The 22,918-nt window shown below is 75.1% G+C and carries 4 protein-coding genes; all 4 read right to left on the bottom strand.

Translation table 11 applies throughout. The annotated features are described in order from the left end of the window. Positions 1-3: 3 nt before the first annotated feature. The 4 genes from ACIQVZ_RS22345 to ACIQVZ_RS22330 all read right to left on the bottom strand — a co-directional run bounded on the left by ACIQVZ_RS22345 (position 4) and on the right by ACIQVZ_RS22330 (position 22,917). The gene (locus ACIQVZ_RS22345; protein WP_402452367.1) at positions 4-12,474 is read right to left on the bottom strand and encodes an amino acid adenylation domain-containing protein; all 12,471 of its coding nucleotides are present in this window, start codon (positions 12,472-12,474) and stop codon (positions 4-6) included. Beyond that, positions 12,471-18,815 carry an amino acid adenylation domain-containing protein gene (locus tag ACIQVZ_RS22340; protein ID WP_402452366.1) on the bottom strand — a complete coding sequence of 2,115 codons (6,345 nt, stop codon included), beginning with the start codon at positions 18,813-18,815 and terminating at the stop codon, positions 12,471-12,473. The genes ACIQVZ_RS22345 and ACIQVZ_RS22340 overlap by 4 nt, the downstream gene beginning before the upstream one ends. An 18-nt stretch (positions 18,816-18,833) precedes the next feature. Continuing rightward, positions 18,834-19,994, bottom strand: a complete 1,161-nt coding sequence (locus ACIQVZ_RS22335) for a serine hydrolase domain-containing protein (RefSeq protein WP_402452364.1) — start codon at positions 19,992-19,994, stop codon at positions 18,834-18,836. Between the two features lie 352 nt (positions 19,995-20,346). Beyond that, positions 20,347-22,917, bottom strand: a complete 2,571-nt coding sequence (locus tag ACIQVZ_RS22330; protein WP_063349709.1) for an FtsX-like permease family protein — start codon at positions 22,915-22,917, stop codon at positions 20,347-20,349. Between the last annotated feature and the right edge of the window lies 1 nt (position 22,918).

Here is a 22,918-nt window from a genome sequence, read left to right as displayed (position 1 = left end):
CCCCTACTCCGCCGCCGGCGCCGACTGGCGCGCGGCCTCTCGCTCCAGTTCCTCCAGCAGCGCGTCCTCGACGAGTCGCGCCACCCCCGCCACGGTGGGGTTCTCCAGGAGGCTGCGGAAGGCGATCCGGATGCCGAAGGTCTGCTTGATCCTGGTGATCGCCTGCACGCTGGTCAGGGACTGCCCGCCGAGGGCGAAGAAGCTGTCGTGCGCGCCGACCCGCTCCACGTGCAGGGTCTCGGACCAGATCGCGGCGATCAGCTTCTCGGTCTCGTCGCGCGGCTCCACCCACTCCTCGGCGGCCTCGACGGCCGTCTCGGCGGGGTCGGGCAGCGCGGCCCGGTCGATCTTGCCGTGCCGGGTGAGCGGGAAGGACTCCACCTCGGTGAAGGCGGCCGGCACCAGGTGGGCCGGGAGCCGCTCGGCGAGGTAGCCGGCGAGCTCGGCGGCGCCGGGGACGCCGCCCGCGGCCGGCCGCAGGTAGGCGACCAGGCGGGCGTGCTCGGCCTCGCCGCGGACCAGGACGACGGACTCGGCGACGCCCGGGTGGGCGTCCAGGGCCGCGGTGATCTCGCCCGGCTCGATCCGGTAGCCGCGCAGCTTGACCTGGTCGTCGAGCCGGCCGAGGAACTCCAGCCGGCCGTCGGACAGCCGGCGGACCCGGTCGCCGGTGCGGTACAGCCGCTCCTTGGGGTCGAACGGCGCGGCCAGGAAGGCCTGTTCGGTCAGGTCGGGGCGGCCCAGGTAGCCGCGGGCGAGGCCGTCGCCGGCCAGGTACAGCTCGCCGGGCGCGCCGACCGGGGCGAGGTTGCGCTCCGGGTCCAGGACGTAGGCCCGGACGTTCTGGACGGGCAGGCCGAGGACGGGCCGGGGGCTGTCGGCGACCCGGCAGACCAGCGCGTCCACGGTGGCCTCGGTGGGCCCGTAGAAGTTGTAGGCGATCAGGTCGGACTGGGCGCGCAGCCGGTCCCACTGGGCCTGGCCGATCGCCTCGCCGCCGAGCGCCGCACCGCGCAGCGGGTGGCTACCGGGGGCGAGCAGTCCGGCGTCGTCGAGCTGGCGGAACCAGGACGGGGTGGTCTGCAGGAAGTCGATCCGCTGCTCGGCGCGGTAGGCGACCAGGGCGTGCGCGTCGCGCCGCACCTCGTCGTCGACCAGGTGCAGTTCGTGGCCGGCGACCATCCACAGCACCGGGTTCCAGGAGGCGTCGAAGGACGCGGGCGCCAGGTGGGCGACCCGGACCTGCCGGTCGCCGCAGGCCTCGCGCAGCGGCTCGAAGACGGTCCGCAGGTGGCTGTCGAGCAGGTTCGCCAGGCTGCCGTGCTCGACCAGCACGCCCTTGGGCTTGCCGGTGGAGCCGGAGGTGTGGATGACGTAGGCGGCGTGCTCCGGGGCGAGGTCCGGGTCGGGGGCGGTCGCGGGCCGGGCCGCGATCGCGTCCCGCTCGCGCTCCGGGACGACCAGGGGGACGTCGGCGGGCAGCGCCAGCGTGGTGCTCGCGGCCTCGTCGGCGATCACCACCCGGGGCTTGACGTCCTCGACCAGCAGCCGCAGGCGCTCGGCCGGGGCGGCCGGGTCCAGCGGGGTGTAGACGCCGCCCGCCTTGAGCACCGCGAGCAGCGCGGTGATCAGGCCGGGGCCGCGCCGCAGGCAGACCGCGACCGGCACCTCGGGGCCGACGCCCCGGTCGGCGAGGTGGTGGGCGAGCCGGTTGGCCCGCTCGTCCAGCTCGGCGAAGGTGATCCGCTCGCCGCCGTGGACCAGGGCGACGGCCTGCGGGGTGGCGGCGGCCTGGCGGGCGAACCGCTCGGGCACCAGGGCGTCGGTGGTGAGCGCGGTGGCGGTCTCGTTGTGGCCGGTGAGCAGCCGCTCCCGGTGGGCGGGGGCCAGCGCGCGCAGCTCGGCGAGGGTGCGCTCGGGCTCGGCCGCGATCTCCTCCAGCAGGGCGCGCAGGTCGCCGGTGACCCGGTCGGCGGTGTCGGCGTCGAAGAGCCCGGGGTCGTAGGCGAGCCGGAAGGACAGCTGCTCGCCGGCGAAGACCGCGAGCACCATGGCGTAGCTGGTGGGCTCCTGGGAGCGCACGTCGCGGATCCGGATGCCCTGGTCGGAGCCCAGTTCGCCGTCGAAGGGGTAGTTCTCGACGACCACGTAGCTGTCGAACAGGTCGACCCCGGCGGGCAGCCCGGTCCAGCCGCGGATCTGGGCCAGCGACACGTACTCGTAGCTGCGGGCCTGGACCTGGTCGCGCTGGAGGTCGCCCAGCCAGTCGAGGACGGGCTGCTCGGGGCGGACCTCGACCCGCACCGGCAGGTTGTTGATGAACAGGCCGATCATCGACTCGACGTCGGGCAGGTCGGCGGGGCGGCCGGAGACGGCCGAGCCGAAGCAGACCTCCCGCTCCCCCGCGTAGCGCGAGAGCGTCAGCGCCCAGGCGCCCTGGGCGAGCGTGTTGGTGGTGAGCCGGTGGCGCCGGGCGACCTCGGCGAGCCGCTCGCTGACCTCGGGCTCCAGCTGGAAGACGCTGGTCGCCTCGCTGCCCTGGCGGGCCGCCTCCTCGCCGGCCCGGTCGGCCGGCAGCGCGGTCGGAGCGGTGAAGCCGTCCAGCAGCTCGCGCCAGTAGCGCTCGGCGTCGGCCAGGTCCTGCTCGCCGAGCCAGGCGACGTAGTCGCGGAACGGGCGGCGGGCGGCCGGGCCGGGCCGGTCGTGGCCGGTGAGCCGGAGGTAGTCGTCGACCACCTCGGAGACGAGTTCGGCGCTGCTCCAGCCGTCCAGCAGCAGGTGGTGCGAGGTCCAGACGACCCGCAGGGCGCCGTCCGGCTCGTCGATCAGGGCCAGGCGCATCAGCGGCGCCACGGCCAGGTCGATGCCGCGGGTGCGGTCCTCGGCGAGGTACGCGGCGAACCGCTGCTCGCGCTCGGCCGCCGGCAGGGCGCTCCAGTCCAGCCGCTCGACGGGCACGGTGACGTGCTCGCGGACCACCTGGAGCGGCTGGTCGGTGTCGACCCGGGCGAAGGCGGTGCGCAGCATCGGGGTCCGGTCGGCGAGGCGCTGCCAGGCCTCGGCGAAGGCGTCCGCGTCCACGCCGCCCTCCAGCAGGAAGGACAGCTGGCCGAGGTAGACGCCCTCGCCCTCCTCGGTGAGGCTGTGGAACAGCAGGCCGTGCTGCATCGGCGTGGCCGGGTAGAGGTCGGCGATCCGGCCCAGCGCGGTCAGCTCGTCCAGCAGCGGCTGGTCGACGCGCGCGAGCGGGAAGTCCGAGGGGGTGGCCCCGGAGGCGGCGGCGCCGGCCTCGCGGCAGTGCGCGACGATCCCGCGCAGGGCCTCGACGAGCTGGTCGCCGACCCGCTGGACGGTCTCGGTGGTGTGGGTCGCGGTGGAGTGGAACAGCTCGAAGCCGAGCTTGCCGTCGCGCACGTACGCCACGATGTCGAGCGGGTACTCCAGCAGTTCCCCGGGCGCCTGCTCGGTGCCGTAGCCGAGCCGCACGTCGTGCAGCAGGCCGCCGTCGTGGCCGTCGACGACCCGGCCGAGGTAGTTGAAGCCGACCTGGGCGCGGGGGCCTTCGGCGAGCAGCTCGCCGGGCGCCCCGGCCGGGCTGAGGTGGCGCAGCGCGCCGTAGCCGATGCCACGCTGGGGGACGGCCCGCAGCTGCTCCTTGACGGAGCGGAGCCGGGCGCCCCAGTCGGCGCCGTCGGCGGTGTCCAGGGCGACCGGGAAGGAGGTGGTGAACCAGCCGGTGGTGCGGCTCAGGTCGACGTCGTCGAAGATCTCCTCGCGGCCGTGGCCCTCCAGGTCCACCAGGACGGCGGAGCGGCCGGTCCAGTCGGCGAGCACCCGGGCGAGCGCGGTCAGCAGGACGTCGTTGACCTGGGTGCGGTAGACCGCGGGGACCTCGCGCAGCAGCGCGTCGGTGCTCTCCGCGTCCAGGCCGACCCGGACGGCGGCGGCGGTGGCGACGGTCGGGGTGCCGGTGAGGTCGGCGGGCAGCGGCTCGCCGCCGGCGCGGCCGGCCGCGAACCAGTGGTCCAGCTCCTCGTCGAAGCCGCCGACCGCGGTGTGCTCGGAGAGCCGGCGGGACCAGTCGAGGAAGGAGGTGCCGCGCGAGCCGAGGTCGACCGGCCGGCCTTCGGCGGCCTGCCGGTAGGCCGTCTCCAGGTCGCCGAGCAGGGTCTGCCAGGAGACCGCGTCGACCACCAGGTGGTGGGCGGTGAGGAAGAGCCGGGCGCCGGCGGTGCCGCCGAGGTCGGCCAGCACGGCCCGCACCAGCGGGCCCTCGGCCAGGTCGAAGCCGGACTGGGCGGCGGTGGCGGCGGCCAGCAGCGCGCCCTCCGGGTCGGCCTCCAGGGTGAGGTCCAGCCGCTCCAGCGGCCAGCCGTCGCCGGGGGCGGCGATCTCCTGCTGCCAGCGGCCGTAGACGGTGCGGAAGCGGGTGCGCAGGGCGTCGTGGTGGGTGAGGAGGGCGTCGAGCGCGGTGCGCAGGTGCGCCTCGTCGGGGAGTTCGCGCAGCTCGGCCAGCACGGACATGGTGCTGTGCTGGGGGGCCTCGGTGTGGTGGTGGAAGAAGGCGCGCTGGATCGGGGTCAGCGGCGCCCTTCCGGTGACGGGTTCGGTGTTCACGCCGGCCGGCTCCTCGGGTTCGTGGGTCGAGATCGCGGCGGCGATCCCGGCGATGGTCTGGTGGCTGAAGATGTCCTGCGAGCTGAGGCGCAGTCCCAACTGCCGCGCCCGGGAGACGACCTGGATGCTCAGGATCGAGTCACCGCCCAGGTCGAAGAAGTTGTCGTCGACGCCGACCTCGGGCACCCGGAAGACCTCCGCCCAGAGCCCGGCGAGCGCCTGCTCGGCGGGGTTGCGGGGGGCCGTCCTGGTGGTGACCGGGCGGTCGTCGGCGGCCGCGGCCGGCAGCGCCCGCCGGTCCACCTTGCCGTTGGCGTTCAGCGGCAGCCGGTCGAGCCGGACGAAGGCCTGCGGCACCATGTGGCGGGGCAGCGAGCCCTCCAGGTAGCGGCGCAGTTCGGCGCTCTCCGGTGCGGTGCCGGGCCGGGGCACGACGTACCCGGTCAGGACGGCGCCCGGCTCGGAGCGCAGCGCCGCGACGGCCTCCAGGACGTCGGGGTGGCGGCGCAGGACGGCCTCGATCTCGGCGAGTTCCACCCGGAACCCGCGGATCTTGACCTGGTCGTCGCCGCGGCCGAGGAACTCGACGTCGCCGGTGGGCAGGAAGCGGGCCTGGTCGCCGGTGCGGTAGAGCCGGCCGTCGGGGTGGGGCGTGAACGGGTCGGTGGAGAAGCGCTCCTCGGTGAGGTCGGGGCGGCCCAGGTAGCCCCGGGTGACGCCGGTGCCGCCGAGGAAGAGCTCGCCGACGACGCCGACCGGCAGCGGCTCCAGGTCCGCGTCCAGGACGTACATCCGGGTGCCCGGGATGGGCCGGCCGATCGGCACGGACGCGACGTCCGGCAGGCTCTGCGGGGTGACGGTGAAGTACGAGGACTCGACGGTGGCCTCGGTGACGCCGTAGGAGTTGAGCACGACGGTGCCGGGGGCGACGCTCTTCAGCAGCCGCCGGCAGTCGTCGGTGCGCCAGTTGTCCGAGCCGACGGCCAGGTAGCGCAGCGGCGGGAAGGCCCGGCCGCTGCGGGCGGCCTCGTCGGCCAGCGCGTTGGCCAGCGAGGGCACCGTCTCGACGTGGGTGACGCGCTGGCGCTCCATCAGGTCGAGCAGGCGCGCCGGGTCGGTGGTGGCGTCCTTCGGGCAGAGCACCAGGGCGCCGCCGGCGGTCAGCGCGTGCGTCAGGTCGGAGACGAAGACGTCGAAGGCCATGCTGGCGAGGTTGAGCTGGCGGACGGGGCCGCGGTCGAGCCGGTAGGCCTCGCGCCAGGCCGCGGCGGCCCGGGCGACGCTGCGGTGCTCGACCGTGACGCCCTTGGGCTTGCCGGTGGAGCCGGAGGTGTAGATGACGTAGGCGAGGTTGTCCGGGGTCACCTCGGTGCTGGGCGCCTCGGCGGGCCAGCTGTCGATCTCCTCGCGGTCGGTGTCCAGGCAGAGCACGGTCGCGTCGCACAGCGGGAGCCGTTCGACGAGGTCCCGCTGGGTGACGAGCATCGCGGCGGCGCTGTCGTCCAGCACCAGGCGCAGCCGCTCGGCGGGGTGGGTGGGGTCCAGCGGCAGGTAGGCGGCGCCGGCCTTGAGGACGCCGAGGGCGGCGACGACGGTGTCCGGGCCGCGGTCCAGGCAGATGGCGACGACGGTCTCCGGGCCGATGCCCTGGCCGACGAGGTGCTGGGCGAGCCGGTTGGCCCGGGCCTCCAGTTCCGCGTAGGTCAGCACGGTCTCCTCGAAGACCACCGCCTCGGCGTCCGGGGTCTGCTGCGCCTGCTCGGCGATCAGCTCGTGCAGGCAGGCGTCGGCGCCCGGGGTGCCGGTGTCGTTCCACTCGTACAGGACGCGGTCGCGGGCGCGCAGCGACAGCATCGGGACGTCGCCGACGCGCTGGCCGGGGGCGGTGGGCATGCTGCCGAGCAGGACGGCGAGCTGGTCGGCCAGCACCTCGGCCTGGGCGCGGTCGTAGAGCGCCGGGTCGTAGGAGAGCAGCAGGGTCAGCGAGCCGTCGTCGTCGTAGGCGGTGAGGTCCAGCGTGAAGCTGGTGGTGTCGACGGCGCGGACGTCGCTGAGCCGCAGTCCGTGGCGTTCGGCGGCGGCCCCGTTGCCCGGGTAGTTCTCGAACACCACCAGGGTCTGGAACAGCGCGCTGCCGCGCGGGACCTTGCTGCTGCGCTGGATCTCGGCGATCGAGGAGTACTCGAAGCGCCGGGATTCGGCCTGCTCGGCCTGGAGGGCCGCCAGCCACTCCACCAGCGGGGCGTCCTGGTCGACCTCGGTGCGCAGCGGCAGGGTGTTGAGCAGGTTGCCGACCATGGTGTCGGCGCCGGGCAGCTCGGTCGGGCGGCCGGCCACGGTGGTGCCGAAGCAGACGTCGCGCTGCCCGGAGTGGCGGGCCAGCAGGATCGCCCAGGCGCCCTGGACGGCGGTGTTGAGGGTGAGCCGGTGGCGGCGGACCATCGCGACCAGCGCGTCGGTCTCGGCGCCGGACAGGCCCACCCGGACCTGCCCGGCGGACTGGGACTCGTGGCCCTGGGGCACCGAGCGGCCGAACGGCAGCTGGGTCGGCGCGTCCAGGTCGCCCAGCAGGGCGCTCCAGTGGGCGGCGGCCGCGTCCTTGTCCTGCCGGGCCAGCCAGGCGACGTAGTCGCGGAACGGCCGGCGCTCGGGCAGCGCCGGGGCCTTGCCCCTGCCGTCGGTGAGCGCCTGGTAGGCGGCGAAGAGGTCGGCGAACAGGTGCGAGGTGCTCCAGCCGTCCAGGACGGCGTGGTGGAAGGTCCACACGACGCGGACGGTCCGCTCGTCCTCGCGGGCCAGGGCGAGGCGCATCAGCGGCGCCCGGGACAGCTCGATCCCGGTGGCGCGCTCCTCGTCGATCAGCGCCTTGAGCCGGCGGTCCAGTTCGGCGGCGGGCAGGCCGGTCCAGTCGAGGCGGCGGACCGTCAGCCGGGCGGAGCGCTCGACCACCTGGACGGGCTCGGGGACGCCGTCCCAGACCAGCCGGGTGCGCAGCGCGGGGGTGCGGTCGACCACGTGCTGCCAGGCGGCGGCCAGCGCGTCGACGTCGCGGACGCCCTCCAGCCGGAAGGCGACGTGGTCGGAGTAGGCGCCGACGCCGTCCTGGTTGAGGGTGTGGAAGAGCATCCCGCTCTGCATCGGGGTCAGCGGGTGGATGTCCTCGACGGCGGAGCCGGCCGGCACCAGCCGGTCGACGGTCGCCTGGTCGAGGGTGAGCAGCGGGAAGTCGCCGGGGGTGGCGCCGCCGGCACCGGGGGTCAGGCAGTGCTCGACGAGTTCGGTCAGGGCCGCCGCGAAGTCGTCGGCGAGCCGCTGCACGGTGGCCTGGTCGTGGCGCTGCGGCGCGTAGTGGAAGTCGAAGGTCAGCACGCCGTGCCGGACCTCGCCGACGATGTCCAGCAGGTGCGGCCGCTCCTCGTCCGGGTGGTGGTCCAGGCCGTAGTCGGGTTCGACGGCGCGGAACAGCTCGCTCCCGGCCGCGGCGTCGCTCCACTGGCCGAGGTAGTTGAAGCTGACCTGGGGCTGCGGCGCCGCGGCCAGGGCGGCGGCCTGCGGCTGGTCGCCGCGCAGGTAGCGCAGCGGGCCGTAGCCGGCGCCGCGGCCGGGCACGGCGCGCAGCAGTTCCTTGGTGTCGCGGATGAGCCGGCCGAGCGGGCGGTCGGCCGGGGACTCCAGCAGCACCGGGAAGATCGAGGTGAACCAGCCGACCGTCCGGGAGACGTCGGTGCCCTCCAGGATCTCCTCGCGGCCGTGGCCCTCCAGGGTGATCAGGGTGCGGGCCCGGCCGGTGAAGCGGGCGAGCGCGCGGCCGAGCGCGGTCAGCAGGACGTCGTTGACCTGGGTGCGGTAGACGGCGGGCACGTCCTGGAGCAGTTGCCGGGTGCGCTCGGCGTCGAGGCCGGCGGAGACGGCGCGGGTGTCGCCGACGCTGTTGCGGCCCTCCCGGTCGGTGGGCAGGTCGGCGGAGCCGGCCGGCACCGGGCGGGCCCAGTGCGCCAGCTCGTCGTCCAGGCCGCCGTCCCGGGTGAAGGCGGCGAGGCGGCGCGCCCAGCCGCGGTACGAGGTGCCGGCCGGGCCGAGGTCGACGTCCTCGCCGCGGACGGCCTGCCGGTAGGCGCTCTCCAGGTCCTCCAGGAGGATCCGCCAGGAGACGCCGTCCACGGCCAGGTGGTGCACGGTGAGCAGCAGCCGCGCGGGCTCGCCGGCGCCGTGGTCGAACAGCAGGGTGCGCACCAGCGGCCCTTCGGCCGGGTCCAGCGAGGCCTGCGCGGCCTCGGCGAGGGTGCGCATGGCGGCGACGCGCTCGCCGGGGGCGGCCTGGTCCAGGGTGATCCGCTCGATCCGGACCTCGGCCGGCGCGGCGTCGGCGTCCGGGGCGGTGACGGTCTGGACCCGCCGGCCGTCGGGGCCGGTGGCGAAGCGGGTGCGCAGGGCCTCGTGCCGGCCGACGAGGCCGGCCAGGGCGCGGGCCAGCGCGGGCTCGTCGACCGCGCCGTCCAGGGTGATCAGCACGGACTGGTTGAAGTGGTGGGCGCCGCGGGTGTGGTGGGCGAAGAACCACTCCTGGACGGGGCCGAGCGGGGCCGGCTCGTGGTCGTCGGCGTCGGCCAGGACGACCGGGGCCTCCTCGACCGGGCGGGCGGCGCGGGCGAGGTCGGCGAGCGACTGCCGGGAGAAGATGTCCTTCGAGGTGATGACGAGTCCGGCCCGGCGGGCCCGGGCGACCACCTGGATGCTCAGGATGGAGTCGCCGCCGAGTTCGAAGAAGTTGTCGTCGACGCCGACCTTGCCGATGCCGAGCACCTCCGACCAGACCTCGGCGAGCGCCTGCTCGGCCGGGTCCTCGGGGGCCCGGTAGTCCTCCCGCTCCAGGGGGGCGTCCGGTGCCGGCAGGGCCCGGACGTCGACCTTGCCGTTGGGGGTGAGCGGGAAGGCGTCGAGGGTGGCGAAGGCGGTCGGGACGCTGTAGGAGGGCAACCGCTGCTCGGCGAAGGCGCGCAGGTCCTGCGGCGCGATGACGGCGCCGGGCTCGGCGCGCAGGTAGCCGACCAGCCGCTTGTGGTCGCCGTCCGCGAGGGCGACCACCAGGGCCTCGGCCACCGCGGGGTGGGCCTCCAGGACGGCCTCGACCTCGCCGGGCTCGATCCGGTAGCCGCGGACCTTGACCTGGGTGTCGGCGCGGCCGAGGTACTCGACCAGGCCGTCGGCCCAGCGCACCACGTCCCCGGTGCGGTACATCCGCTCGCCGGGCTCCGCCGCGAACGGCGAGGGCTGGAAGCGCTCCTCGGTCAGCTCCGGGCGGCCCAGGTAGCCGCGGGCGACGCCGGGGCCGGCGATCCAGAGCTCGCCGGGCGTGCCGGGCGGGACGGGGCGGCGACGCTCGTCGAGGACGTACACCGCCGTGTTGGAGATCGGGCGTCCGATCGGGATGGCGCGCACGCCGTCGGTCTCGCGGATCAGGTGGGAGACGGCGAAGGTGGTGGTCTCGGTCGGGCCGTAGCCGTTGACCAGCCGCTGCGGCGGGGCGCCGCCGGCCAGCAGTTCGGCGATCCGGCGCGGGTTGAGCGCCTCGCCGCCGACCACCAGGTGGCGCATGCCGCCGAAGGCGGTGGGCTCCAGGCCGACGACCTGGTTGAAGACGCCGGCGGTGAGGAACATCGCGGTGGCGCCGGTCGAGCGCAGTGCGGCCGCGAAGGCCGGCGGGTCGAGCAGGACGTCCTTGGTGATGACGGCGATCCGCGCCCCGGCCACCAGCGGGCCCCAGAACTCGAAGGTCGCCGCGTCGAAGGTGGCGTCGGCGACCTGCGCCACCACGTCGTCGGCCGCCAGCGGGGCGTAGTCGGCGCCGCGGACCAGCCGGACGATGGAGCGGTGCTCGACCACGACGCCCTTGGGCCGGCCGGTGGAGCCGGAGGTGTAGATGACGTAGGCGGCGCTCTGCGGCCCCGCGTCGGCGGCCGGCGGCCCGGCCGGGAGGGCGGCCAGCTCGGCGGTGCGCTCGGCGGGCAGCAGGGCCGGGACGGCCAGGTCGGGCAGCCGTTCGAGCAGCTCCCGGTCGGTGACACAGAGCGCGGCCCCGGTGTCCGCGAGCATGAACTCCAGCCGGTCGGCCGGGTAGTCCGGGTCCAGCGGGACGTAGGCGCAGCCGGCCTTGAGCACGGCCAGCAGGGCGACGACCAGGCCGGTGCCGCGGGGCAGGCAGACCGCGACGTGCTGGCCGGGGCGGGCGCCGCGGTCGAGCAGCAGCCGGGCCAACCGGTCGGCCCGCTCGTCGAGCTGACGATACGTCAGCTCGCCTTCGGCGGCGGTGACGGCGATGGCGCCGGGGGTGGCCGCGGCCTGCTCGGCGACCAGCGAGTGGACGGTCCGGTCGGCCGGGTAGGGCACCCGGTTCTCGGCCCAGTCGCGGGTGACGGTGTCGAGTTCGGCGGCGGTGAGCAGCGGCAGGTCGCCGACCGGGCGGTCGGCGTCGGCGGCGACGCCCGCCAGCAGGAGCAGCAGCCGGGTGCAGAGCGCGTCGACGGTCGAGGCGTCGAACAGGTCGGTGTTGTACTCCACCGTCCCGCCCAGCGTGCCGTCGGCGGCCGGGGTGAACTCCAGCGTCAGGTCGAAGATGGAGGACACCGAGGGCGCGCGGAACTCCTCGACGGCCGGGCCGCCGAAGTCGGGCAGGGCGCCGGGGTCGTTCTGGAGCACGAGGGCGGCCTGCACCAGCGGGGTGCGGCTCGGGTCGCGCTCGGGCTGGATCTCGTCCACCAGCCGGTGGAAGGGGACGTCCTGGTTGCTGAGGGCGTCCCAGAGCTGGTCGGTGGTGCGCTCCAGCAGGTCGCCGAAGTCCTCGTCCAGGTCGATCCGGCCGTGCAGGACCAGGGTGTTGACGAAGAAGCCGACCAGCGGCTCCAGCTCGGTGCGGTCGCGGCCGACCGACACGGTGCCCAGGCCCACGGTGCGCTGGCCGGTGTGCCGGGCCAGCAGGACCTGGGTGGCGGCGGCGAGCACGGCGAAGAGCGTGGTGCCGCGTTCGGCGCCGAGCGTGTCGAGCCCGGTGGCGACCTCGGCGTCGACCTGGAAGGTGTGCAGGGCGCCGACGGTGGTGCGCACCGCCGGGCGGGGCCGGTCGGTGGGCAGCTCCAGCGGCTGGATGTCCGCCAACTCGTCGCGCCAGTAGTCCAGCTGCCCGGCCAGGCGGTCTTCGGTGCAGCGCTCGCGCTGCCAACGGGAGTAGTCGCGGTAGCTGACCGGCAGCGGGGCGAGGGTGTGCGGGCGGCCCTCGACCGCGGCCCGGTAGAGCTCGCCGAGCTCGCCGGTCAGCAGGCCCTTGGACCAGCCGTCGGCGGCGATGTGGTGCAGGTTGAGGAAGAGCGCGTGGTCGTCCGGGCCGTGCCGCACGACCGTGGAGCGCAGCAGCGGGCCGCTGGCGAGGTCGAAGGGGGTGGCGAGTTCGCGGCGCAGCAGCGCGGCGAACTCGGCCTCCCGCTCCTCGGTGCCCAGCGCGCTCAGGTCCACCGGCTCGATGTCCGGGGCGTAGGCGGGCCGGACCTCCTGGCGGGCCACGCCGTCCTCGGTGGTGAAGACGGTGCGCAGCGGCTCGTGCCGCTCGACCAGGCCGGTCAGCGCGGTGCGCAGCGCGGCCAGGTCGAGGCCGCCGCGCAGCCGGAGGCCGAAGGAGGTGGTGTACTCGACCGCGTCGGTCTCGAACTCCTGGAGGAACCAGAGCCGTTCCTGGCCGAAGGAGAGCGGGGCCGGGCCGTCGCCGCCGGGCCGGATCGCGTCGCGGTCGCCGCCGCCGGCGGCCGCCAGCCGCTGCCGCAGGATCTCGTCGGCGTCCTGGCCCTCGCTGTGTCGCTGGTCTGTCATCGGTTGCTCCCCCGCGCGCCACCGCGCGTCGTCGTCCGGTCCGCCGGTGTCCGGCGCACGTCTTCGAGTACTTGCTTGCGGACCTGGTCCGCGAGGGCCGCCACGGTGCGGGCGGCGAACACGTGCCGGGCCGAGACCCCGACGCCGAACACCTCCCGGATCCGGGCGGTGACCTGGAGGGTGAGCACCGAGTTGGCGCCGTGGTCGAAGACGTTGTCCTCGGCCCCCACGACGGGCACGCCCAGCACCTCGGCCCAGATCCCGGCCAGCGCCGCCTCGGTCTCGTCCCGGGGCGCGGTGGGCTCGGCGGCCGGCCGCTGCTCCTCCGGCTCCGGCAGGGCCCGCCGGTCGATCTTGCCGCTCGTGGTCATCGGGAACGCGTCCAGGACGATGACCACCGGCGGGACCATGTAGCCGGGCAGCCGCTCGGCGAGCCGGGCCCGGATCTTCTCCGGGTCGGCGGTGCCGTCCGCGGGCACCACGTAGCCGGTCAGCGCGGTCTGCCCGGACGGCTTGGTCCGGGCGACCACCGCGGTCTGCTCGACGCTCTCGTCGTCGAGCAGCGCGGTCTCGATCTCGCCCAGCTCGATCCGGTAGCCGCGCACCTTGACCTGGTTGTCGATCCGCCCGAGGAACTCGAGCGTGCCGTCGGGCAGCCAGCGGACCAGGTCGCCGGTGCGGTAGAGCCGCGCGCCGGCGGTGGCGGCGAGGTGGTCCGGGACGAACCGCTCCTCGGTGAGCTCCGGGCGGCCCAGGTAGCCGCGGGCCACCCCGGCGCCGCCGACGTACAGTTCGCCGGGCACGCCCACCGGGACGGGCTCGCGGTGCTCGTCGAGCACGTAGCCGGTGGTGTTGGCGATGGGCCGGCCGATCGAGGGCAGCCGCCCGACCGGGGCGTCCTCCTCCGCCTCCAGCACCGTGCCGGTGGTGAGCACGGTGGTCTCGGTCGGGCCGTACAGGTTGGACAGCGCCATCGCGGAGCCGCGCGGCAGCCGGCGGCGCACCACGTCGGCGCCGGTGAGGATGTGGCGCACCCGGCCCTGGTGCAGCGCGGGCTGGTCGAGCAGGGCCTCCAGGCGCGGCGCCGGGATGAGGATCAGGGTGATCCCCTGCTCGACGATCCAGCCGGCGAGCAGGTGCGGGTCCTCCAGGACGCGGTCGGAGGCGAACCGGATCTCCACGCCGCAGGCGAGGGCGCCCCACTGCTCCAGCACCGTCGGGTCGAAGCCGGGCGGCACCATCTGGGTGGCCCGGTCGCCGGGCCCGGCGTCGAAGAAGTCCCGGTACCAGTCGCACAGGTTGACCACGCCGCGGTGCTCGATCAGCACGCCCTTGGCCTTGCCGGTGGAGCCCGAGGTGTAGATCACGTACGCGAGGTCGGACGGGCCGACGGCGACCTCGGGCGGCCCGTCGTGCGTGCCGGGCCCGGTGTCCTCGACGTACAGCACCTCGACGCCGTCCGGCGCCTCGGGGCCGGGCAGGTCGCGCTGGGTGAGGAGCACCGGCACCCCGGCGTCCTGGAGCACGTAGACCGTCCGGTCGTCGGGCAGTTCGGGGTCGAGCGGCAGGTAGGCGCCGCCGGCCTTGAGCACGGCGAGCTGGGCGATCGTCATCTCGGCGGCGCGCCGGGTGCGGACGCCGACGACGGTGCCCGGGCCGACGCCGCGGTCGGCCAGCCGGTGGGCCAGCGCGTCCGTCAGCGCGTCGAGTTCGGCGAAGGTCAGGCTGCGGTCCTCGGTGGTGACGGCCGCGGCGTCCGGGGTGCGCCGGGCCTGGTCGGCGACCAGCCCGTGGATGGTCGCCGTGTGGAACCGGGCGCCGGTCGCGGTGGCGTTCCAGCCGGTGGTGACCAGCCGGCGTTCCTGCTCGTCCATCAGCGGCAGCTCGTCGACCAGGCGGTCCGGGTCGGCCGCCGCCATGCCCTCCAGCAGCACGGTGAGGTGGCGGGCGATCCGGGCGACGGTCACCGGGTCGAAGAGCGCCGTGCTGTACTCGACCAGGCCGCCGAGCCGCCCGTCGCGCTCCTCGAACTCGAAGCCGATGTCGAACAGCGCGTGCATCCGCGGCAGGGCGCTCTCCTCGACCCGCAGGCCGTCCGGGCCGGGCAGCGCGTCCTGGGCCCGCTTGAGCATCAGCGCGGCCTGGATCAGCGGGGTGCGGCTGGGGTCGCGGTCCGGCTTGAGCTCGTCGATCAGCCGGTCGTACGGCAGGTGCTGGTGGGTGAAGGCCTCCAGCACGCCCTGCCGGACGTCGGCCAGGAAGGCCCCGACGGTCGTGTCGGGGGTGGTCCGGGCGCGCAGCACCAGCGTGTTGACGAAGAAGCCGAGCACGTCCTCCAGTTCGCTGTGCTCGCGGCCGGAGACGATGGTGCCGACCGCGACGTCGCGCTGGCGCGCGTACCGGGACAGCAGCAGTTGGACGCCCGCCGTGAGGACGGTGAACAGGGTGACGCCCTCCCGGCGGCAGAGCCGGGTGAGGGCGGCCACCAGCTCGGGGCTCAGCTCGAAGGAGTGGCCGGCGCCCCGGGTGGCGCGGGTGGCGGGCCGGGGCCGGTCGGTCGGCAGCTCCAGCGGCACCACGCCGTCCAGCCGGCGCTTCCAGTAGGCGAGGTCGGCGGCCTCCCGGGCGCCCCGCTCGCCGTGCTGGTGCACCGCGAAGTCGGCGTACTGCAGGGGCAGTTCGCTCAGCGCGGCGGGCCGGCCGGTGGCCTCCTGGCCGAGCAGGGCGACGAGCTCGCGGGCCATCACCTCCTTGGACCAGCCGTCGGTGACGACGTGGTGCATGTCGAGGACGAGCAGGTGCTCGGCATCGGCCAGCCGGATCAGCCAGGGGCGCAGCAGCGGGCCGCCGCGCAGGTCGAAGGAGCGGCTCAGCTCGGTGCGCAGCAGCTGGTCGAGGTCGTCGACGCGCCCCTCGGCCGCGAGGTCGGTGAAGCGCACCGGCCGGTGGGCCGGGGCGTGGACGACCTGCACGCCCTGGCCGCCCTCGGTGGCGAAGGTGGTGCGCAGCGCCTCGTGCCGGGCCACCAGGGCGTCGACGGCGCGCCCGAGGGCGTCCCGGTCGAGCGGCCCGGTCAGCCGCAGGCCGAGCGGCGAGTTGTACTCGGTGCCCTGGGACTCGTAGTCGTACAGGAACCAGAGCCGCTGCTGGCCGTAGGAGAGCGGCAGCGGCCGGTCTCGGTCGACCGGCACCAGCCCGGCCCGGCGGGCGGGCTCGCTGCCCAGCCGGCCGGCCAGCCCGGCGACGGTGGGCGACTCGAACAGGGTGCGGATCGGCACCTCGACGTCCAGCACCGAGCGGATGCGCCCGATCAGCCGGGTGGCGAGCAGGGAGTGGCCGCCGAGGTCGAAGAAGCTGTCGTCGACGCCGATCGAGGCGACGCCGAGCACCTCGCAGAACAGGTCGCAGAGCTGCTCCTCGCGGGCGCTGCGCGGCCCGTGCCCGCTGCCGGCGGCGGCGGTGCCCGGATCCGGGAGCGCGGCCCGGTCGGTCTTGCCGTTGGGGGTCAGCGGGATCTCGGGGATCGGCACCACCACGGCCGGGACCATGTAGCCGGGCAGCGTGGCGGCGGCGTGCGCGCGCAGTTCGGCCGGGTCGGCGCCGCCCTCGCCGGCCGGCACCACGTAGGAGACCAGCCGGGTGTCGCCGGCCGCGTACTCGCGGGCGACGGTGACGGCGCGGGCCACCGCGGGGTGCCGCTCCAGGACGGCGTCGATCTCGCCGGGCTCGATCCGGAAGCCGCGGACCTTCAGCTGGAAGTCGGCGCGGCCGACGTACTCCAGGTTGCCGTCGGCGGCCCAGCGGACGATGTCGCCGGTGCGGTACATGCGCTCGCCCTCGGCGCCGTACGGGTCGGGCAGGAAGCGGTCCCGGGTGAGGTCCTCGCGGTGCAGGTAGCCGGTGCCGACGCCGTCCCCGGCGATGTACAGCTCGCCGGCGGCGCCGATCGGCACCAGGCGCAGCGCCTCGTCGAGGACCCGGACCCGGGTGTTGCCGATCGGCCGGCCGATGGTCGGCGCGCCGGGGCGGTCGTCCAGGCGGGCGGCGGTGGACCAGATGGTGGTCTCGGTGGGCCCGTACAGGTTGGTGACCTCGCTGCCGAGCGCGCGCATCCGCTCGGCGAGGGCGGCCGGCAGGGCCTCCCCGCCGACCAGCATCCGCAGGCCGCTCAGCGCCTGCGGGACTTCGTCGCACAGGGCCTGCCAGAGGCTGGGGGTGGCCTGCATGATCGTGGTGCCGGTGCGGCCCACCAGGGCGCCCAGCCCGGCGGGGTCGGTGACGGTCGCGCGGTCGGCGAGGACCACGGTGGCGCCGCCGACCAGCGGCAGGTAGAGCTCCAGGGCGGCGATGTCGAAGGCGATCGTGGTGACGGAGGTCCAGACGTCCTCGGCCGCGAGCGGGAAGAGGTCGGCCATCGAGACCAGGAAGTTGGTCAGCGCGTGGCGGCTGATGACGACGCCCTTGGGCCGGCCGGTGGAGCCGGAGGTGTAGATGACGTAGGCCGGGTCGGCGGCGGTCGCGGCCGGGCCCTGCGGCCCGGCGGGCTCCGTCGCCAGCCTGGCGCGCACCTCCTCGTCGTCCAGCAGCACCCGGTGGGCGGCGGTGGCGGGCAGCCGCCCGGCCGTCGCGCTGTCGGTGACCAGCGCCGAGGGGGCGGCGTGGTCGAGGATGTAGCCGATCCGGTCGGCCGGGTAGTCGGGGTCGAGCGGCACGTAGGCGGCGCCGGTGCGGGCCACCGCGAGCAGGGCGACGACGAGGTCGGCGGAGCGCGGCAGCGCCAGCGCGACGAGCCGGCCCGGGGCGGCGCCGTGGCGGCGCAGCTCGCCGGCCAGCCGCTCGGCCCGGTCGTCGAGTTCGGCGTAGCTGAGCACGGTGTCGCCGGCGATCAGGGCGGTCCGCGCGGGCTGGGCGGCGGCCCGGGCCCGGAACAGCGCGGAGACGTCGGCGTCGGGCACCGGCCGGTCGGTGGCGTTCCACGTGGTCAGCAGGGCGTGCCGCTCGGCCGGGTCCAGCACCTCGTAGCCGTCGGGGTCGGCGTCCGGCGCGGCGACGGCGGCGGCCAGCAGGCGCGGCAGCGCGTCGGTGAGCCGCCGGACGGTCGCCGGGTCGAACAGCTCGGTGCTGAAGGTCGCGGCCAGCCGCAGCCCGGAACCGTCGGGCGCGCTGCGGAAGCGCAGCTGGAGGTCGAACGGGGAGTGCTGGCGGGGAAGTTGCTCCACCCGGGCGTCGAGCGGGCCGAGGTCGAGCCGGGCGGGCAGGTCCTCGGCGAGGTCGAAGGCCACCTGGGCCAGCGGGTGGCGGTTGAGCGCGCGCTCGGGCCGCAGCTCCCCGACCACGGTCTCGAACGGGATGCCGCCGTGGCGCCGGGCCGTGTCGGCGACCGCCGCGCAGTCGCCGACCAGCTCGCGGAAGGAGGCGCCGGGGCGGCGGACGACCCGCAGCACCACCGGGTTGGCCAGCGGGCCGACCACGGCGGCGCGCCGCCCGCCGTCGCGGCCGGGCAGGCTGCCGACCAGCGGGACGTCGGCGCCGGCGCCGAAGCGGCCGAGCAGCGCCACGACGGCGGCGTGCAGCACCGCCTCGACGCCTGCGCCGCAGTCGGCGGCCAGGTCGGCGAGGGCCGCGGTCAGCGGGCCGTCCAGCTCGCCGCGGTACTCGTCGGCGGCGTAGCGGGTGACGGCCGGGCGCGGCCGGTCGACGGGCAGGTCGAGCTGCGCCGGCGCGCCGTCCAGGGCCGCGCGCCAGTGGGCGAGTTCGGCCGCGGCGTGCTCGGTGGGCCGCTCGGGGGCGCCGTTCAGCTCCCGGTCGGCGGCGGCGGCCGCGGCGTACTGCGGGGCGGGCCCGGGCGCGCCGGGGGCGGCCGTGGCGGTGGCCGCCGCGTACGCCCGGGCCAGGTCGTCGACGATCACGGCGAGCGAGCGTTCGTCGGCCGCGATCTCGTGCACCGTCAGGACCAGCACGTGGGCGTCCGGACCGGTGGCCAGCAGCCGGGCCCGCAGCGGGGGCTCCCGGGTGAGGTCCAGGCCCTGGCCGGCCGCCCGGGTCAGCGCCTCGTCGAGCTCGTCGGGGGCGACCGGCTCGGGCCGCAGCCCGGTGAACGCCCCGCCGTCGGGGGCGGGTTCGGGGCGGCAGCGGCCCTCGGCCTCGCGGTGCACGGTGCCCAGCAGCGGGTGCCGCCGGACCAGGGCGTCCAGCGCGGCGCGCAGCTGCTCCGGACCCAGGCCGCCGGCCAGCCGCAGCGCCACCGTGTGGGTGTGGCCGGCGGCGCCCTCCTGGAAGCGGTTCAGGAACCACAGGCGCTGCTGCGCCGGCGACAGGACACTGTCGTTGGTGATCGTCACGTTCGCTCTCCAGCCTGTTCAGGCGACGCGTCGCAGGACGCGGCCGCCGAACTGCATGTGGTCCGCGCGCCCGGTCTCCGGGTCGAGCAGGAAGCGGCCGAGGTGTTCCACCTCGGGCAGCCGCGGGTGCCGGGCGGCGAAGAAGCGCTCGCCTCGGCCGGTCAGGTCGTACTCCATCCCGTCGTCGTCGACCAGGACGGTGGCGCCGGGGTGCGTGCCGTCCGCCGCGTCGGCGCCGGGGCGGATCCGGTACACGGTCTCGCCGTTGGCCCACTGCCCGACGCGGTCCGACAGGTCCTGCGCGGCGCCGGCGGCGGGGCCCGGCGCGTAGTCGGCGACGTCCACGCCCTCGGCCCGGAGCTGGGCCAGCAGGTCCTGCCAGGCGCCGAGGCCGGCCGCGGAGTCGGCCTGGAGGGCGATCACGGTGCCGCGTTCCGGCTGGATCCGCAGGTGGCAGGTGGCGCCCGCGCCCACGCCGTCGAGGCCGAGCCAGCGGTCGGCGCCGTTGCCGTACCGGGCCCAGCCGTGGCCCCAGCCGTCGGCCAGGCCGAACGGCAGGGTGTCGAAGGGCGGTTCGGCCAGCTCCCGGACGGCCTCCTGGTCGAGCAGGGCGGCGTGCGAGGCGTCGCGGTCGTCCAGGTGGAGCCGGCCGAACGCGACCAGGTCGGTGACGGTGCCGGCGATCGCGGCGGCGGGGGCGAGGTCGCGGGGGATCTCGCCGGCCGCCAGGAAGGCCGGCTCGATGTCCAGCGGCCGGAGCAGGAAGTCCGTCACGGCGTTGCGCCAACTCACCCCGGCGGCGGCCTCGATGACCTTTCCGGCCAGGGCGAACCCGGCGTTGGAGTACGAGAACGCGGTGCCGGGGGCGAACAGCGGGCCGGCCGCGACGGCGGCCCGCAGCCCGCCGCCGCCGGGGCCGTCGCAGACCATCCCGGAGGAGTGGCTGAGCAGGTGGCGGGTCGTCAGTTCCAGCTCGGCGAAGGGCGGTTCGGTCAGGTACTCGCCGACCGGCAGGTCCAGGTCGAGGTCGCCGTCGAAGGCCAGCTGCATGGCCAGCGTCGCGGTGAAGAGCTTGGTGAGCGAGGCGAACGGCGCGGCGGGCGCCGGTCCGGGCTCCGCACCCGCCTCGGCGACGTGGAGTTCGCCGGCGCCGTAGAAGGCGCACCGGAGGGAGCGCACACCGTGTTCGCGCGCGAGCCGTCCGGCCTTTTCACGCCATGACTGTGAATTCACTAAAACCCACCCACCGCATTCACCGGAATCCGAAAAAGGCGCAGCACAACAGCCCCGTTCGGCCGTGTTCCGTCCACGGCTCGTCGGTACGGGGATTACGCAAAAGGGGAATTCGCTCTGGTGAATGCAGGCTAACACCGGGCGGCGGGGCCGGTCAGGGTCGTTAAGCGGCAGCCGAATGACCCTGGTTGCCGCACTGCGAAACGCCGTTCGACCTGCCCGGAAACCCGAAAACGCCGATGGGGTCCGCGGTCGCGGACCCCATCGGCGGGTCGGTGTGGCAATGGTGCGGGCGGAGCTACTCGCGCAGTCCGATGGCCTCCACCGGGCGGGCGCGCAGGGCGAGCTTGGTCGGCACCAGAACGGCCGCCGCGGCCAGGGCCGAGGTCGCCGCCACGATCGCCAGGTAGAGCAGCGGGGGAATGTGCGGAACCAGCGACCCGGTCAGGCCCATGCTCACCGTCATCAACGGCACGATGGGCACCAGACTGCCGACCACCACCGCGATCAGGATCAGCATCAGCGTCTCGGTGCGCATCATCCGCATGACCTGTTCGGGGGTCGCGCCCACCAGCCGCAGCAGCGCGAACTCCCGTGCTCTGGACAGCGTGGTCATCACCAGGGTGTTGGCGACGGCCACCGCGATGTACCCGAAGACCAGGACCAGCGGCAGCGCGCTGCCGAACAGGTTGGCCGTGCCGGCCTTCTCCTGGGCGGCGGACAGGCCGCCCTTGTCCTGGACGTGCACCCCGGGGTAGCGGTCGTTGAGCCCGGTGAGCTCGCCGATCACCTTCTTCTTGTCGGCGCCGTCCTTGGCCCGCACCAGCACCGAGTCGTACATCCGGCGCGAACTGTGCTGGAGCACGGTGTCGTAGGACAGGGTGATGTCGCCGAAGCCCAGGCCGCGCTTGTACACGGCGATCACCTTCGGCTCCAGCGTCTGCCCGTCGGGCATGTGCACCTTGATCTGGCCGCCGACGCCCGCGCCGAGCGTGGCCGAAGCCCCGCTGCTGATCGCCACCGTGTCCGTGGACAGGTTGTCCAGGGAGCCCTCGGAGACGTCCAGGTCGACGACCCGGCTCAGGTTGCCCGGGGTCAGCCCCTGCGCCTTGTAGTCGAAGATCTCCGGCGAGCCGAGCATCTTCGTCGAGGCGAACAGGTCCACCCGCACCGTCCCGGCCGCGGCGTCCACCCCGTCCAGGCCGGCGATGAACTTCGGCGCGGTGACCGGCAGGCCGCCGGAATCGCTGGTCACCGTGTAGTCGGCGACGACGCCCGCCTGGGCCTGCGCCTCGGCCGCACCCGACGTGGTGGTCGGGATGAACAGCTGCACCGAGGCGAAGCCGATCGCCAGGATCAGCGGTCCGATGCCGGCCGCCAGCCGCCGGGCGTTGGCCCGGGTGTTGGCCACGGCCAGGAACCCGAGGGTCCCGAACCGCCGCTGGAACGGCGCGGCCATCAGTCTGGTCGCCTTCGCCACCACCGGCGGGGCCAGCATGAGGATCGCGATCACCATGATCAGGCCGCCGCTGCCGGCCGCGGCCACCGCGAAGATACTGCCGAAGAACAGCGGCAGCAGCGACGCGCAGAAGCCGAGGACGAACAGCAGGATCCCGATCGCCACCCGGGCGCCGCCGATGCCCGGCTGCTCGGTCTGGGCCTCGCTGAGCGCCTCCACCGGCCGGATCGACACCACCCGGCGGGCCACCGCGAACGCCGCCACCTGCGCGGCGATCACGCCGATGCCGACCGCGGCGATCGCCGGGATCGGGCCGTAGGAGAACTCGAAGTCGTCCGGCAGGATGCCGATCGCACCGAGCGCCCCGCGCAGCACCCCGGCGGCCAGCATGCCGGGGAAGCAGCCCAGGATCGAGGCCACCAGCGAGATCACCAGGGCCTCGCCCGAGATCATCTTGTGGATCTGCTTGGGCGTCGCGCCGACCGCGCGCAGCAGCGCCAGCTCGCGCCGGCGCTGGTGCACGCTGAGCGCCAGCGTGCTGCCCACCACCATCATGGTGATCAGCACGACGGTGCCGCCGAGCGAGCCCGCAAGCTCCTTCAGGCTGCCCCGGGCCGAGGCGACGTCCGGGTTCTCGACGCTGCTGCGCCCGTCACCGGTGTAGACGTCGATCGCGGAGCCCTTGAGCGCCTTGTCGATCCGGTCGCCGAGCTTGCCGGCGTTGGTGTCCTTGGGCGCCAGCACGCCGATGGCGCTGACCTGGTCGGTGCGGCCGAACAGGGTGCGCGCCTCGTCGTCGGAGAAGAACACCGGCGGGGTGCGCAGCGCCCCGCCGCCGCCCTTGTAGGTGACGATGCCGACGATCTTGTACGAGCTGGCGTCCCGGGTGGAGGCGATCTTGACGCTGTCGCCCACCTTCACCTTGCGGTGGTCGGCGACGGACTTCTCCAGCACGACCTCGCCGGCCCGCTTCGGCTCGTCGCCGTTGCGGTCGTACGGGCCGAGCGCGGCCGCGCCCCAGTTGGTGCCGTTGGACGTCCGGTCGTCGGCGCCCTTGACCAGCTCCTCGCCGTCGTTGGAGACGACCTGCGCGGGGAAGGTGAGCACCGGGACGGCCTTGTCGACGCCCTCGGTCCTGGCGACCTTGTCGACCAGGTCGATCGGGACGCCGACGGCGTCCTTGAGGTCCTTGGACTTGCTCTTCTTGGCCTCGTGGACCGTGAAGTGCTTCTGACCGCCGACCACGACCGCAGCGCCGGAGTAGCGCTGGACCGGCACCCCGTTGCCGATGCCGGACTGCAGGATGATTCCGAAGGCCGTGACGAGCACGGACGCGCCGAACAGGGCGACGAACGCCCCGACGAACCCGGCCTTACGCTCCTTGACGGTCTGTACGACGAGCCTGAACACG

Source organism: Kitasatospora sp. NPDC098663, assembly GCF_044760075.1.
Taxonomy (GTDB): Bacteria; Actinomycetota; Actinomycetes; order Streptomycetales; family Streptomycetaceae; genus Kitasatospora.
The sequence above is the reverse complement of the archived record's forward strand: the minus strand, read 5'-3'. Positions and strand labels throughout refer to the sequence as shown.